Source organism: Phaeobacter sp. SYSU ZJ3003, from assembly GCF_041300735.1.
In the GTDB taxonomy this organism is placed as follows: Bacteria; Pseudomonadota; Alphaproteobacteria; order Rhodobacterales; family Rhodobacteraceae; genus Phycobacter; species Phycobacter gallaeciensis_A.
In genome coordinates, this window is sequence record NZ_PXNU01000050.1 from 1 (window position 1) to 14,864 (window position 14,864).

13 protein-coding genes are annotated in these 14,864 nt (G+C 60.0%); 4 read left to right on the plus strand and 9 right to left on the minus strand.

The annotated features are described in order from the left end of the window. Positions 1–320 (plus strand): winged helix-turn-helix domain-containing protein (locus C6W91_RS16830; protein WP_370571166.1); only part of this gene is annotated, 320 nt, incomplete at its 5' end. A 130-nt stretch (positions 321–450) separates the two neighbouring features. On the opposite strand, the gene C6W91_RS16835 is transcribed toward C6W91_RS16830, so the two are convergent. Continuing rightward, a complete protein-coding gene (locus C6W91_RS16835; protein ID WP_274866566.1) occupies positions 451–1,362 on the minus strand; it encodes a LysR family transcriptional regulator in 912 nt (303 codons plus the stop codon). 105 nt (positions 1,363–1,467) lie between these two features. Between C6W91_RS16835 and C6W91_RS16840 the strand changes: the two genes are divergently transcribed. The 3 genes from C6W91_RS16840 to C6W91_RS16850 all read left to right on the plus strand — a co-directional run bounded on the left by C6W91_RS16840 (position 1,468) and on the right by C6W91_RS16850 (position 6,172). Then, positions 1,468–2,688, plus strand: coding sequence for an acyl-CoA dehydrogenase (locus C6W91_RS16840; RefSeq protein ID WP_274866565.1), 1,221 nt, complete (start codon positions 1,468–1,470; stop codon positions 2,686–2,688). 765 nt (positions 2,689–3,453) lie between these two features. Beyond that, positions 3,454–5,214: a SulP family inorganic anion transporter gene (locus C6W91_RS16845; protein ID WP_274866564.1), complete on the plus strand. Its 1,761-nt coding sequence runs from the start codon at positions 3,454–3,456 to the stop codon at positions 5,212–5,214. A gap of 190 nt (positions 5,215–5,404) precedes the next feature. Then, positions 5,405–6,172, plus strand: a complete 768-nt coding sequence (locus C6W91_RS16850; RefSeq protein ID WP_274837067.1) for an SDR family oxidoreductase — start codon at positions 5,405–5,407, stop codon at positions 6,170–6,172. Between the two features lie 15 nt (positions 6,173–6,187). Here C6W91_RS16850 and C6W91_RS16855 read toward each other — a convergent pair whose 3' ends face one another. The 8 genes from C6W91_RS16855 to C6W91_RS16890 form a co-directional block, all read right to left on the minus strand. Beyond that, complete coding sequence (locus C6W91_RS16855) at positions 6,188–7,051, minus strand: acyl-CoA thioesterase II (protein ID WP_274833587.1); 864 nt, start codon at positions 7,049–7,051, stop codon at positions 6,188–6,190. 14 nt (positions 7,052–7,065) lie between these two features. Next, positions 7,066–9,036: an acetoacetate--CoA ligase gene (locus tag C6W91_RS16860; RefSeq protein ID WP_274834140.1), complete on the minus strand. Its 1,971-nt coding sequence runs from the start codon at positions 9,034–9,036 to the stop codon at positions 7,066–7,068. Beyond that, positions 9,036–10,247, minus strand: coding sequence for a serine hydrolase domain-containing protein (locus tag C6W91_RS16865; protein WP_370571168.1), 1,212 nt, complete (start codon positions 10,245–10,247; stop codon positions 9,036–9,038). The genes C6W91_RS16860 and C6W91_RS16865 overlap by 1 nt, the downstream gene beginning before the upstream one ends. Positions 10,248–10,286: 39 nt before the next feature. Then, positions 10,287–11,057, minus strand: a complete 771-nt coding sequence (locus C6W91_RS16870) for an enoyl-CoA hydratase/isomerase family protein (protein ID WP_368981482.1) — start codon at positions 11,055–11,057, stop codon at positions 10,287–10,289. Between the two features lie 244 nt (positions 11,058–11,301). Next, positions 11,302–12,336, minus strand: coding sequence for a phosphotransferase family protein (locus C6W91_RS16875; RefSeq protein WP_370571169.1), 1,035 nt, complete (start codon positions 12,334–12,336; stop codon positions 11,302–11,304). Positions 12,337–12,347: 11 nt separating this feature from the next. Next, positions 12,348–12,998: a histidine phosphatase family protein gene (locus C6W91_RS16880; RefSeq protein ID WP_274837070.1), complete on the minus strand. Its 651-nt coding sequence runs from the start codon at positions 12,996–12,998 to the stop codon at positions 12,348–12,350. A gap of 3 nt (positions 12,999–13,001) precedes the next feature. Continuing rightward, complete coding sequence (locus tag C6W91_RS16885; RefSeq protein ID WP_274837071.1) at positions 13,002–14,012, minus strand: nitronate monooxygenase family protein; 1,011 nt, start codon at positions 14,010–14,012, stop codon at positions 13,002–13,004. Positions 14,013–14,042: 30 nt separating this feature from the next. Beyond that, positions 14,043–14,858: an SDR family NAD(P)-dependent oxidoreductase gene (locus C6W91_RS16890; protein ID WP_274837072.1), complete on the minus strand. Its 816-nt coding sequence runs from the start codon at positions 14,856–14,858 to the stop codon at positions 14,043–14,045. Between the last annotated feature and the right edge of the window lie 6 nt (positions 14,859–14,864).

The window sequence follows — 14,864 nt, forward strand, 5'->3', positions numbered from 1 at the left end:
GCCGGGTGCGTCCGTCCACCGTTGGCGTGCGGCTGGAGTTTGACGACATCATTCTGGATGCGGAGACCCACAAGGTCAGCCGCTCGGACCAGCCCCTGAAACTGGGGCCGACCGAATTCCGCCTGCTGTCAACCTTCATGGAAAAGCCGGGCCGGGTCTGGAGCCGGGAACAGCTTTTGGACCGGGTTTGGGGCCGGGACATCTACGTCGACACCCGCACCGTGGATGTTCACATCGGGCGGCTGCGCAAGGCGCTGACCCAGCATGGCGGCGACGATCCCGTACGGACCGTGCGCGGCGCGGGCTACGCGCTCGGCTAGCTTTTCCCGGATTGCGTGTCCCGCTTGGCCCCATGCATGGGGCCGCAGCGGTGCACGCAGGGTGCACATCAGGTGTACAGGGGGTGTACGGACGGCACCCCCTTTGTTTTGTCTGTTGGCTGGGCGTGGTTCAGCGCGGCAGCGGATCTTCGGGCTGCGCCTTGGTGGCCAGCCAGTCGCGGAATTTGCGCAGCGCAGGCGCGTTGGATTTGCTGGTCGGCCAGACCAGATAATAGGCGCCGCGCGTTTCTGTCGGGGCAGGGTGCAAGGCCACCAACCGCCCTGTCGCAAGGTCCTGCTCCACCAGGTAATCCGGCATCAGGGCTACCCCCAACCCGTGCATTGCCGCCTGGGTAATGGTTGCAAATTGATCATACATTGTACCACTAACGGTCTCTGGTGCCTCCACGCCTTGTGCGGCGAACCAATCCGGCCAGGCCTCAGGCCGGGTCTGAATATGCAGGAGCGGCAGGTTCAGAATGTCCTTGGGTCCGCGCAATGCCGTGCCCGCCACCAGATCCGGCGCGCAGACCGGCAAGAGCTGCTCATGTTTCAAGAGTAGTGAACTGGTACCGGGCCACTCAGCGCGGCCAAAATGGATCGCCGCATCAAAGGGTTCGCTAGCAAAGCTGAAAGGCTCCAACCGCGTCGTCATATTGATGGTCACATCCGGGTGGAGCCGGGCGAATTCCGGCAGGCGCGGCATCAGCCAGCGCATACCAAAGGCGGGCAAGATCGCCAGATTCAGCGTTCCGGCCAGTGGCGCGGTCTGAAGCCGCAGCGTCGATTGGGCGATCTGGTTCAGCGCAGCACGGATTTCCGATGCGTATTCCTGCGCCTCGGGCGATAGGGTCAGTTTTTTCTTGTCCCGATGCACCAGGTCCAAACCAAGCTGCCGTTCGAGCGCCTGCAATTGGCGGCTCACCGCGCCTTGCGTCAGCGACAATTCGGCCGCCGCCGCCGATGCACTGCCCAAACGATCCAGCGCCTCCAGCGCGCGCAGGGCGGAAATGGATGGGAGGAAACGACGCGGTGCACTCATGTATGCTGTTTACTCATATATGCTTGCAAAAGTCTCGCTGTTTTTTTTCTTAACCCACCGTTAGGGTCGCCGCAGGTTTCAACATCAACGACAAAGGGGCAAGACATGACCGATGCACCTAAACTGCGGGCCAAGGATGCGCCCGATCTGAGCGGCTTCAACTGGGAAGATCCGCTGCGTCTGGACGACCAGCTGAACGAAGACGAGCGCATGATCGCTGCCTCGGCCCGCGCCTATGCGCAGGAAAAGCTGCAGCCGCGTGTTACCGAAGCATATGAAAACGAACACACCGACCCTGCCATCTTCCGCGAGATGGGTGAGATGGGTCTGCTGGGCACCACCATCCCCGAGGAATACGGCGGGTTGGGGGCAGGCTATGTGTCTTACGGCCTGGTTGCGCGCGAAGTTGAGCGCGTCGACAGCGGTTATCGCTCGATGATGTCGGTGCAAAGCTCGCTGGTGATGTACCCGATCTACGCCTATGGCAGTGAAGAGCAGCGCAAGAAGTACCTGCCGAAACTGGGATCTGGTGAATGGATCGGCTGCTTTGGTCTGACTGAGCCCGACGCAGGTTCCGACCCCGCAGGCATGAAAACCCGCGCCGAGAAGACCGCAACCGGCTACAAGCTGACCGGCTCCAAGATGTGGATTTCGAACGCGCCGATCGCCGATGTCTTTGTCGTCTGGGCTAAATCCGAAGAGCACGGCGGCAAGATCCGTGGCTTCGTGCTGGAAAAAGGCATGAAGGGCCTCTCCGCGCCGAAAATCCAGAACAAGGCGTCGCTGCGTGCCTCCATCACCGGTGAAATCGTCATGGATGGCGTCGAAGTCGGTGAAGATGCGCTGCTGCCGCACGTGCAAGGACTCAAGGGGCCGTTTGGCTGTCTGAACCGCGCGCGTTACGGCATCAGCTGGGGCGCGATGGGCGCCGCCGAAGCCTGCTGGCACGCCGCACGTCAGTATGGTCTGGACCGCACCCAGTTCGGACGTCCGCTGGCCAACACCCAGCTGTTCCAGCTGAAACTGGCCAATATGCAGACCGAAATCACCCTTGGCCTGCAGGCCTCGCTGCGTGTTGGTCGCCTGATGGATGCCGCCAATGCCGCGCCCGAGATGATCTCGATCGTCAAGCGGAACAACTGTGGCAAGGCGCTGGATATCGCTCGTATGGCCCGCGACATGCACGGCGGCAATGGCATCAGCCTGGAATTCCAGGTCATCCGCCACATGGTGAACCTGGAAACGGTCAACACCTATGAGGGCACGCACGACGTTCACGCGCTGATCCTGGGCCGCGCTCAGACCGGTCTGCAGGCGTTCTTTTAACGAATAGCGCCAAAATCCGGGGCCAGATCGTTAATTTCCGCGTTCTGGCCCCGATTGACTGACATCAGTCTCGAAACCGCAAGTGCCCACCGGCCTTGCGGTTTTGCATTTCAGGCCTGCAATAATGCAGGTCGCCCTCGTCCTCACATCACTGCAAAGACAAAGGCACAGGATTTTCGCTCGGCTCCCTGCAAAATGGATCCAAAACAGTAAAGGCAGAGGTTAACGCTGCAGCAGAAGCAAGGGATGCTTCAAATTGCCCGTGCTTACTTTTAGCAACCTCCCGCACGGTCAGCCGCCGTCCACCCACCATTTACCGAAGTTAACCGCCATGGGATGCCATCAGCATCTGAGCATGGCGTTGAGGCCAAGTTCTCAAGGAAAGGCGTAAACACGCAAATGGCCCTGAAGTCCGAAGGTTCGACGTGAATCCATAGAAAATCGCAAAGGGCAGGGAGGGGCGCATTCCCCGTCTTGTGCGGCTAAACACCGGACCTGCGTTTCTGCCAGTCGCAACATGCAGAATTGCCCCGGTGTTTTTGCAATAACACCGGCAGAAATTGAAGAGCTGCTTTGCAGTATCCTTTGTGTTTAATTTTTTTTAACAGTGTTTTACGAGGGCGTACAGGGGCGTGCGGTAACAATTTTAATGAAAGGGCTTTCCTCCCTCTCATCGAATATATATATGCTTTTACGAATATGTATTGAGCGCGTTGACACCTGATCGGGTGCGCGGCGCCATCCATTCTCAGGAAAGCCTCCGCAATGTCTTCGCCACTGTCCCGCATCGACTTGAAATCCCTGTTTCCAATTTTGGACTGGGGACGACGGTATGACCGCCCTGATTTCACCGGGGATATGACAGCGGCAGTGATCGTCACGATCATGCTTATCCCGCAGTCACTGGCCTATGCCTTGCTCGCCGGGCTACCTGCCGAGGTCGGGCTTTACGCGTCGATCCTGCCTTTGGTGGCCTATGCGATCTTCGGCACCTCGCGTGCCCTGGCCGTGGGGCCGGTTGCCGTGGTCTCGCTGATGAGCGCATCTGCGCTGGCGCCGCTGGGTCTGGACACCGTTGCAGAGTTCACTGCCGCCGCCGCCGTGCTGGCACTGCTGTCCGGGTTGATGCTGGCAACGATGGGGGCCTTGCGTCTTGGCGTTGTTGCCAATCTGCTGTCGCATCCGGTGATTGCCGGCTTCATTACGGCCTCGGGCCTGCTGATCGCGGTAAGCCAGATGAAACACCTTCTGGGCATTCCCGCGCATGGTCACAATCTGCCGGAAATTCTGCTGTCGCTGGGGCAGGGGCTTGGTCAGGTCAATTTCTGGACCCTCGGGGTCGGCGCGCTGGCCCTCGGCTTTTTGATCTGGGTCCGCCGACATATGGCGAACGTGCTGCACCAAAAGGTCGGCCTGTCAAAAAGCGCCGCCGGAACCGCAGCCCGGGTTGGCCCGGTCTTTGCCGTCATCGGAACGATCGTATTGTCCTGGGCGCTGAACCTGCCTGAGATGGGGGTTTCCGTGGTTGGCGAGGTGCCGACCGGTCTGCCGCCGATTGGCCTGCCGATGATCGATTGGGCGCTGGTTCCGGCCCTGATTGGTCCCGCAGCGCTGATCACCATTATCGGTTATGTTGAAAGTGTCTCGGTCGCGCAGACCTTGGCCGCCAAGCGCCGTCAGAAAATTGATCCCAACCAAGAGCTTAAAGCTCTTGGCGCTGCGAACTTGGCCTCTGCCTTGTCTGGTGGCTATTCGGTGACAGGCGGTTTTGCTCGATCGGTCGTTAACTTTGACGCCGGTGCGCGCACCCCGGCTGCGGGCGCTTTCACCGCCGTTGGGCTGACCTTTGCCGCCATGTTCCTGACTCCGCTGCTGTATTTCCTTCCCAAGGCAACACTGGCAGCGACCATCATCATTGCGGTCCTTTCACTGGTTGATTTGAAGATTCTCAAAACTGCCTGGACCTATTCCAAAGCCGATTTCGCCGCGGTTCTGACCACGATCCTGCTGACGCTGTTGGTTGGTGTGGAAACCGGTGTCGCTGCTGGTGTGCTGGTCTCGCTTTTGTTGTTCGTCTGGAAGACCTCGCGCCCGCACGTGGCCGAGGTGGGGCAGGTGCCGGGAACCGAGCATTTCCGCAACATTCACCGCCATAACGTGGTGACCGATCCTTCGCTGGTCACGCTACGGATCGACGAAAGCCTGTACTTCGCCAACGCGCGGCGTATGGAGGACCTGATCCTGGCGCGCGTGCACGAAGGCCGTGATGAGATCAAACACGTCGTGCTGATGTGCTCCGCAGTGAACGAAATCGATCTGAGTGCGCTTGAATCGCTTGAGGAAATGAACCAACGGCTGTCTGACATGGGGATCCAGCTGCATATGTCCGAGGTTAAAGGGCCAGTCATGGATCGTCTGAAACGCAGCCATTTCCTGGATGCGCTGAGCGGCCAGATCTTCCTGTCCCAAAATGAAGCCTTTGAAACGCTGAGCGCAGCACAGCCGCGTGACAAGATCAGCGCATAGGCGCGCAATGCAGCAACCTGATTGATTGTCGACAGGGCGCATCATAGTGGCGCCCTGTTGCTACCACCCAACAATCGCATAATTGGTATTATGTTATATATCTGGAATTCCGTTCCGTCACACGGGATTGGCAGCTCCTCTTGCTCCGGCTAGCGTGAATTCGGGTCAAATATGGAGCGCAAGATCAATCATGCAAATCAAAAACAGCTGTGTTGTCGTCACCGGCGCTGCCCATGGGATTGGGAAAGGACTAGCCGAGAAATTTGCGCAGATGGGCGCCGCGCATGTGATCTGCGCCGATATCGATCTTGCCGGAGCTGAGGCAACGGCGATCGAGATCGGCGGCACTGCCAAGCATGTGGACGTCGCATCCGAGGACAGCATCGCTGCGTTGGTCGATTGTGTGGAAACCGAGATCGCACCGATTACCCTGTTCTGCGCCAACGCTGGTATCCTGACCCGCGGCGGTTTTGAGATCAGCAATGACGACTGGCAGAGGATCTGGGACATCAACGTAATGTCCCACGTCTGGACCGCGCGGCATCTGGTGCCACGTATGCTGGAACGCGGCGGCGGATACATCCTGAACACGGCCTCGGCCGCAGGTCTGCTCAACCAGATCGGCGCCGCGCCCTATGGCGTCACCAAACACGCGGCCGTTGGCTTTTCTGAATGGCTGGCAATCACTTATGGCGATCAGGGCATAGGCGTTTCGGTCCTGTGCCCGCAGGCCGTCCGGTCAGAAATGACCCGTGGATTAGAAAACAGCGTCGCCAGTGTCGACGGGCTTCTGGAGCCCGAAGATGTGGCCACCGCCTGCGCCGAAGCGATTGAGGCTGGCAAGTTCCTGGTGCTGCCACACCCCAAGGTCGAAAGCTACATGCGGGCCAAGACGGCCGATTATGACCGCTGGATCACCGGCATGCAGAAACTGCGCGATCGCTTTGATAACACGTGATTTTTGAAGACGCACTCAGCTGCTGATCGGTCGCATCAGCCCTTCTTGTGCAACGCTGGCCACCAGTTGGCCATCCTGCGTGTAGATCGAGCCGCGGTTAAAGCCGCGGCCATTCCCGGCAAAAGGTGAATCCATCGTATAAAGGTGCCAGTTTTCAAACCGCACCGGTGCATGGAACCACATGGCATGGTCCAGGCTCGCGGTCATCGCTTCGGGCTTGTACCAGGTCAGGCCGTGTGGACGCAGCGCGGACCCCAAGAGACCAAAGTCCGATGCATAGGCCATCAGCACATGTTGCAGCTCTGGCCCAGCGTCCTTGGCGGATTCCATTCTGATCCACATGTGATTGATATCGCTGCAAACCTGGGGATCCAGCGGATCGCGCGGCTCAATATCGCGGATTTCGAACGGACGCTGACGGGTGAATTCCTCGCGCATGTCCTCTGAAATCCGGTGGGCGTGCAGCTCGTGCAGCTCATCACGGCTCTGCAACCCATCCGGCGGCGGGACATCCGGCATTGTGTGCTGGTGGCTCCAGCCGGGTTCTTCCTTGTGGAACGATGCGGCAAGGTTGAGGATCTGCTTGCCGTTTTGAATGGCGATGACGCGCCGGGTAGTGAAACTCCCGCCATCGCGGGCCGGATCGACCTCATAAATGACTGGGCTTGCGGGATCGCCTGGCCGAATGAAATAGGCATGCAGCGAATGGCACAACCGCCCAGACACCGTGGCATAGGCTGCCGTCAGTGCCTGGGCGATAACCTGCCCGCCATAAATCCGCATGGGGGTTTCACCACCGGAGCCAATGCCACGATACAGGTTCGTATCCAGCCGCTCCAGATCCAGAAGATTGAGCAAAACCTTCCCAACATCATTCATCTATGGCGCCTTCCTCAACCAGCCTCCCGCGTCTTTGCATAGGCGATGAACAGATCGAAACTGTCAGGGTTGGCCATCGAGTCACGGTTCACGACTTTTGCGGGGTCCCCTCCAAGTAGCAGCTTTTTCACGGGCACTTCCAGCTTCTTTCCCGAAAGCGTGCGCGGGACTTCGGGGACGCTGATTATTTCATCAGGCACGAACCGCGCCGACACGCCGCTGCGGATCGCACTTCGGATCTTGTCGCGCATGGCGTCATCCAGTTCCTGCCCGTTGGCCAGAACCACGAACAGCGGCATGAAACTGTCACGCCCGAGGAATTCCAGATCGACAACAAGGCTGTCCAGCACGTCCTCAAGACCTTCGACGGCCTGATAGATTTCTGAAGAGCCAAGCCGCAGCCCGCGCCGGTTGATCGTCGCGTCCGATCGGCCATAGATCACCGATCCGCCCTCGGGTGTGATTTCGATCCAGTCGCCATGGCGCCAGATACCGGGATAGGTATCGAAATAGCTGTCATGCAGGCGCGATCCGTCTTCATCACCCCAGAAAAACAAGGGCATAGACGGCAAAGGTTCGGTGCAGACCAGCTCTCCGACGCTGCCGATCACTTCCTGACCGGTCTCATCAAATGCGCGCACCGCATTGCCAAGCGCGCGGCACTGCATTTCGCCCGCGCGCACCGGCAGCATGACGTTGCCGCAGACGAAGGCGCCGCACAGATCGGTACCGCCGGAGATCGGCGCCAGCCAGATGTCGGCCTTTACCTCGGAATACACCCAGTCATAGCCATCCGAGGTCAGCGGCGATCCAGTGGTGCCCAGCGAGACCAGCGCCGACAGATCAAGATCATGCCCGGGTCTGATGCCGGATTTCACGCAGGCGGTGATATAAGCGGCGCCGACGCCCAGGTAGGTGATCCGCTCATCCGCGCAGCACCGCCACAGGTCCAGCATATCGGGGTGGTTCGGCGCCCGGTCATAAAGCAGTGTCGTTGCGCCCTGCCCCAAGGCCACGAATTGCGCGTTCCACATCACCCAGCCCGACGACGTCAGCCAGCAAAACCGGCTGTCGGAACTCAGATCCTGATGAAGCGATTGCTTGACGCCTTCGAACAGGATGCCACCGTGCCCGTGCACGATGGGTTTAGGATTCCCGGTGGTGCCAGAGGAATAGACCACCCACAGCGGATGATCGAAAGGAACCGGCGTAAACTCCAGCGGGGCGTGAACATCCCCGATCATATCATGCCAATGGGTTGCGCCATCGGGCAGATCACCGACCACCGGCAGTACCACGCGGTGGGTCACGCTTGGCAGGCCGTCGGCAATGGTGGTCAGCACTTCGCGCCGGTCCATGGTCTTGCCCGCATGCACATATCCGTCCTGATAGATCAGGACCTTGGGCTCGATCTGGCGGAACCGGTCCAGAATGGCGACATGGCCCATGTCCGGCGCGCAAAGCGACCAGATGCCGCCAAGGCTGGCGGTGGCCAGACAGGCGATAATCGCGGCCTCGGTATTGGGCAAAACGGCGGTGACCCTGTCGCCCTGCCCGACGCCCATGGCCCGCAGGTTTGCAGCTACGCTGGCCACCTGAGCTGCGAGTTCGGCCCAGGTCAGCTCGGAACGGCCAAAGGTTTCAGAATGAACGACAAGCGCCTGTTCCTGCGGGGTTTTGTCGACCTGCCGCAGAATGTGCCTGGCCCAGTTCAACTCTCCGCCCGGGCACCATTCTGCGCCAGGCATGCTGCGATTGCCCAAGATACAGCTTGGCGGCGTGGTAAATTCCAGATCAAAGAACTCGGCCAATGCGCCCCAGAACCCTTCAAGGTCGGAAACGCTCCACTCCCACAGGCCATTGTAATCGTCGAAGGTTTTTCCCTTCTCCGCAGCTAGCCAGCGCTCGAATGCCGCCATGCGGCTCGCCTCGGCGCGCTCCGCGCTTGGGGTCCACAGGATCTTACGGTCGGGAATATCGCTCATCAGATCACTGCCCCATGTACCAGCGCCTTCAGCTCAGCCCGCGAGGGATAGGAACTGCTGGGCGACAGCTGGGTAAAGAACACGACCGACAGATCCAACACCGGGTCCATCCAGAAGAAGGTCGAAGCCATGCCGCCCCAGCTAAAGTCACCTACGGACCCGGGGCAGCGCGCCCGACCGGGATCCATCACCACGGCGCCGCCTAGGCCAAAACCCATGCCTTCCATCGGCTGTTCGGCAAAACTTTGCGGCCCCATGGAGGCGATATCCCCAGGCAGATGGTTCCGCATCATGAAATCAGCGGTTTTCGGGCTGATCAGATAGCCATCCTTATGGGCGCCGCGGCGCCGCAGCATTTCGGAAAACTTCATGTAGTCATCGATGGTTCCGACCAACCCGCCGCCACCAGACATCATCTCAGTCGTTTCAAACGGAGAGCCCCCGTGCAGATCCGTCAGGCGCAGGGTTTCGCCGCCGGTCTTTGCCGAATTCAGCGCCATCGCATCCCCGGCGAGCGGAGTATAGAGCGAGGCAAAGCGATCACCGGTGCCACGCGGGACCCGGAACGCTGTCTCGGTCATGCCGAGCGGAGCAAAGATTTCGGTTTCAAAAAAATCGCCAAGTGTCTTGCCCGAAACAACTTCGACGACGCGGCCCAGAACATCGATACTGACCGAGTATTCCCAGCGTGTGCCGGGTTGAAAGGCGAGCGGATAGGCAGCCAGTTCCTCCGCCATCTTTTCCAATTTACCCTGCCCCGGTTTGAACATCAGCTGCTGCTCTTCCATGGCTGCGGGCAAAACGCCGGGGTTGAAAGGATAGCTGAGACCGCTGGTATGGGTCAGCAGTTCATGCAGCGTCGGCGCCCGGCTGGGTTCAACCTGATCAATTGCCGTTGCCCCTGGGACCAGTGCCTGCATGTCGGTGAATTCGGGAATGAAATCCGACACCGGCGCATCCAGGTGAAACAGCCCCTTTTCCAGCAGCATCATGATGGCAAGGGAGGTCACCGGTTTGGTCATCGAATAGATCCGTACCAGCGTATCGCGGGTAAAAGGCAGGCCTTCCTCGATATTTCTCAGACCCGTTGCGTGAAAGAACGCTTCCTGGCCACCTTCGTTGATCAAGACCGAACTGCCGGCATATTTCCTTTGATCCACATAGCGTTGCTGCCATGCCTTCACGCGGTCCAGCCGGTCGTGGTCCAGCATTGATTTCCTCCCTGTCTGTCTTGGTGCGGGCCGGTGTGCCTACTCGCCCCGGCCGCTGATCATCTTTTCCATCGCGGCCTTGGTTTCGGAATTGAACCAGCCACCCTCTGGTGCGTTACCACCTGCGGCGATCCCTGCCTTGATGCGGTTGATTACCTCGCCGCGCAGCTGCATCTTGACCGAGGCAAAGGTCTGCGGCGGCAATTCCGCCAGCTTACGGGCCTCGCGCAGCGCGTAGATCTCAAGATCCTCCATATCCTCGGCGATGATATCGACGAGGCCATAATTGCGCGCTGCAATCGGACCGATAGATTGCCCGGTCAGCATCAGGCGCCGCTGCGTGTTGCTGTCGAGCGTAGCTTTGGCGATTTCCAGCGGCCCGATCGGGAAGTCCGCGCCGACGCGCACCTCGGCCAGTCCATAGGCGGATCTGGAGTGGCCGATCCGCACGTCGCTGGCCAGAACGAAAAACAACCCACCGGCAATTGCAGCGCCGCCAACAGCAGCCACTACCGGTTTCGGGCAGCTGTAAAGCGCCAGGAAGCCTTCGTTCAGGCCGCGCACAATGGCGTGCTGCTGCTCAAGATCGAACTCCTGCGCTTCTTTCAGATCCAGCCCGGCGGAAAAGACTTTGAACGGGCTTTTCAACACGATGGCGCTGACCGCCGGACCCTGTCCCATCTCGTCAATCTTGGTTGCGAACTCCATCAGGAAATCCGCGCTCAGCGCGTTGACCGGCGCCCGTCCCAGTTGCAGTTCTACGATTCCGTCACCAAGGTCCCTGGTGTTCAGCCAGCCAGCCTCTGTCATTGACGTGTTCCTCCCAATTGGCCGCGGCGGACCACGAGCCATGTTTCAGTCCATAATGCGCAGCCTTTGGCTACGGGTCGAGTGTTAAGAGATACGTAAAACCACGCAAGTCGTTGGCCCGCCGCGTGTAAAAATCCGATATTCTTGAAAAACGGCCGCCAAAACTGACGGCCTCTATAAGACCGCAAAGCGGCGAGCAGCCATGCGGCAACGGCAAGTGACCCGCCCTGCCCGGCGTGTCGCCTTACTTGGTGCTGCTCAGTGCGTTGAGTCCACTTTGCGCGAAGATGGGAACAAAATCCCCCAGCTTGCGGGCGCGTTCCGGGTTCGATGCGTTGCCATCCAGCGCGCGTTTCAGGACCCCTTGAAGAATGCCCGCCATCCGGAAAAAACTGAACGAGAGGTAGAAGCCGAAGTTGTCGATCTCCGGCAGGCCACGGCGGCGGCAATAGGCCTCGATGAACTCCTGATCCGACGGCAGGCCGAGTGCCTTGCGATCCAGCCCGGCCAATCCGCGCCCCTCTTGTCCCGGTGGCATCTGCCACTGCATGATCACACCCGCCAGATCGGCATAGGGATGTCCGATGGTCGAAAGCTCCCAATCCAGCACCGCAAGGCAGCGCGGCTCATCGGAACTGAAGATCATATTGTCGATGCGGTAATCGCCATGGACCAGACCGCGCTGACCGTCATCGGCGGGCATCTGTTCCTCAAGGGACTTCATCAGCTCGTCCATCTCTGGGATGGTCCGGGTTTCCGAGGCCTTGTATTGCTTGGTCCAACGGCCCAGCTGACGTTCGAAATAGTTGCCGGGCGGCCCATAGTCCGAAAGCCCCACCGCGTCGACATCGACGTCATGCAGCGCCGCGAGCACCCGGTTCATATCGTCAATCACCGCGCCGCGGGTTGCGGGGTGGGTATCGCCCATCACAGGATCGGTGAAATTGCGCCCCGCAACGTGGTCCATGATGTAGAAGGCCGAGCCAATCACGCTGTCGTCCTCGCACAGAAGATGCATCCGGGCCACCGGTACCTCGGTATCAGCCAGCGCCTTTTGCACCCGGAATTCACGGTCCACCGCATGGGCAGATTTCAGCAGCACCCCCGGCGGTTTGCGCCGCAGAACGTATTGCCCTGCTGGCGTTTTAATCAGGAAGGTCGGGTTCGACTGTCCGGTTGCGAATTTTTGCACCTCGACCGCGCCGTCAAAGCCGGGAAGACGCCCATCAAGGAAAGTCCGGATCGCATCAATGTCCAGGGTCTGGGTATCGCTGCTCATCTCTTGCTCCTTCAGCTATAGCTCATCAGCTTTGCGCGCTCTGCATCATGAAAGTGCGGTACTGAGTTGAATTCATGCAGGAAAAACTTCCCCCTTCCGGAAATGAACCGGGTCAGGGAGGTGTTCTTGACCTGTAGGTTCAGGGCAATCATCTGGCTGTCCGGAACCTGCAACGTTGCGGCGACAAGCCGGGCAATCACCCCGCCGGAACTGACCACCAAAACACGTTCGGCCTCAGTATCCGCCGCATGTTGACGCGCGGCCTCAACCCGGGCGATGAACTCTGCCCAACTTTCCGAGGCACCGGACACGCCGCCCTGCTGCCATTCGGCAAGGGTTTCGCGCAGGGCGCGAAAATGGGTTTTGCGGTCCTGGATCACCTCGGATGGGGCCTGCCCGCCGAACCGGCTGTGCAGCAGATCGTGGAAATCATATTCATTCCAGCCTGCATGCTCTTCCGGGGCGACGTCAAATCCCATTTCCTGCAACGTCTGTTTCTGCCGCGCCAGAGCGCCGGTGATGGCGCGATCCGGGGTCCAGCCCATCGCCCGCAGGGTATCGCCCAACAGGCGCCCCTGATTGCGGCCCTTTTCGCTCAACTCATCGTAGTTGTCCGCACCGAAAGAGGCTTGCCCGTGCCGGACCACAAGAATTTCTGCCATGGGTCAGCCTGTAAACTCTGCCGCCAGCCGCGCCCCTGCGGTGCGGTATTCGCGGTCGAAACGGTCCACCAGTTCCGCAGTCGAGCAAACCTCGGTCACCGCGCCGATGCCCTGCCCGGACCCCCAGATCTCTTTCCACGCCTTTGGTTTGGACGACCCGCTGCCAAAGTTCATCGAGGAGGCATCCGCGGTCGGCAGGTTGTCCGGGTCCATACCTGCACGGGACACGGATTTCTTTAGATAGTTCCCCCAAACCCCGGTAAACAAAGAGGAGTAGACAATATCCTCGGCGCCGGATTCGACGATCATGTCCTTGTATTCGCTTTGGGCGTTTGCCTCATGCGTGGCGATAAAGGGCGAGCCGGCATAGCCGAAGTCGGCGCCCATGGCACGCGCGGCCAGCAGGGATTCGCCGGTTGCAATGGCGCCCGACAAGGCTAGCGGACCATCGAACCAGCTGCGGATCTCGCGGATCAGGGCGAAGGGCGATTGCTGCCCGGCGTGCCCGCCGGCACCGGCGGCCACGGCCACCAGACCGTCGGCACCTTTTTCGATCGCCTTCTTGGCAAAGCGGTTGTTGATCACATCGTGCAGCACCACGCCGCCGCAGGAATGTGCTGCCTCGTTCACCTCGGGGCGCGCGCCAAGCGAGGTGATCCAAACCGGTACTTTCCAGCGGCTGCAAATCTCCAGATCCCGTTCCAACCGGGTGTTGGACCGGTGCACGATCTGATTGACGGCAAAGGGCGCTGCCGGACGGTCCGGGTTTTCCTGATTGTGGCGGTCCAGCTCTTCGGTGATCTGCTTCAGCCAGGCCTCCAGTAATGGCGGCTCGCCCTCAGCTTCGCGTGCGTTCAGCGCCGGAAAGGCCCCGATGATCCCAGCCTTGCACTGGGCGATCACCAGCTCCGGCACCGAAATGATAAACAGCGGCGATGCGATCAGCGGGATGCGCAATCCGCGCAGGGCGGCAGGCAGGTGATCCTCATTCCGGGACCAGGTGGCGTCAGTCATCTTATAACCTCAAGTCTTTGTTTTTATTCGTCAGTCGAGCGCGCTTTGGAACAGGTTGTGCCCCGACATCACATTGATACCGCCGGATACGGGGATCACTGCGCCGGTGACGTAGGACCCACCGCGCCCGGCCAGAAACAGCACGCAGCCGGCGATGTCATCGTCCCGCCCGACGCGGCCCAGCGGCACATCATTGCCGACCTTTTCACGCTTCTCCTCATCGCCAGTGGCAAAGGCGGTCATCCGCGACACAAACGGCCCCGGTGCCAGCGCATTGACGGTGACGTGCTGATGGGCAAGCTCCTTGGCCAGGATTTTGGACATATGGATCACCGCGGCCTTTGACGCGGCATAGCTGTAGGCGCCATCACCCATCGGGATTTCCCCCATGACCGAACCGACGTTGATCACCCGCGCCGGATCATCCGCATCCGAGGAGGCAATCAGCAGCGGCAGCAGTTTTTGTGTCAGATCGAAGACCCCTGCGACGTTGACCGACATCACCTTTTCCCAGGCCTTATGGGGAAACTGCCCCAGCGGCGCGCCCCAGGTCACCCCGGAATTGTTCATCAGGATATGCAGAGCGGGGGTGCGGGCCTTGATTTCCTCGACCAGCGCATCGATCCCTTCGACTGTGCCGATATCGGCGGCAAAACCTTCAGCCGATCCCGGCGCATCCATCGCGTTCAACTCTTCTGCGACCGCGACGCAGGCGTCGCCTTTGCGCGATGCGATCAGCACCCGCGCCCCGGCCCGCACCATCGCTTCGGCTGCCATCCGGCCAATGCCTGTGGCGCCGCCGGTGATCAGAGCGGTTTTGCCCTCCAGTGAAAACAGATCCATCATATCCTG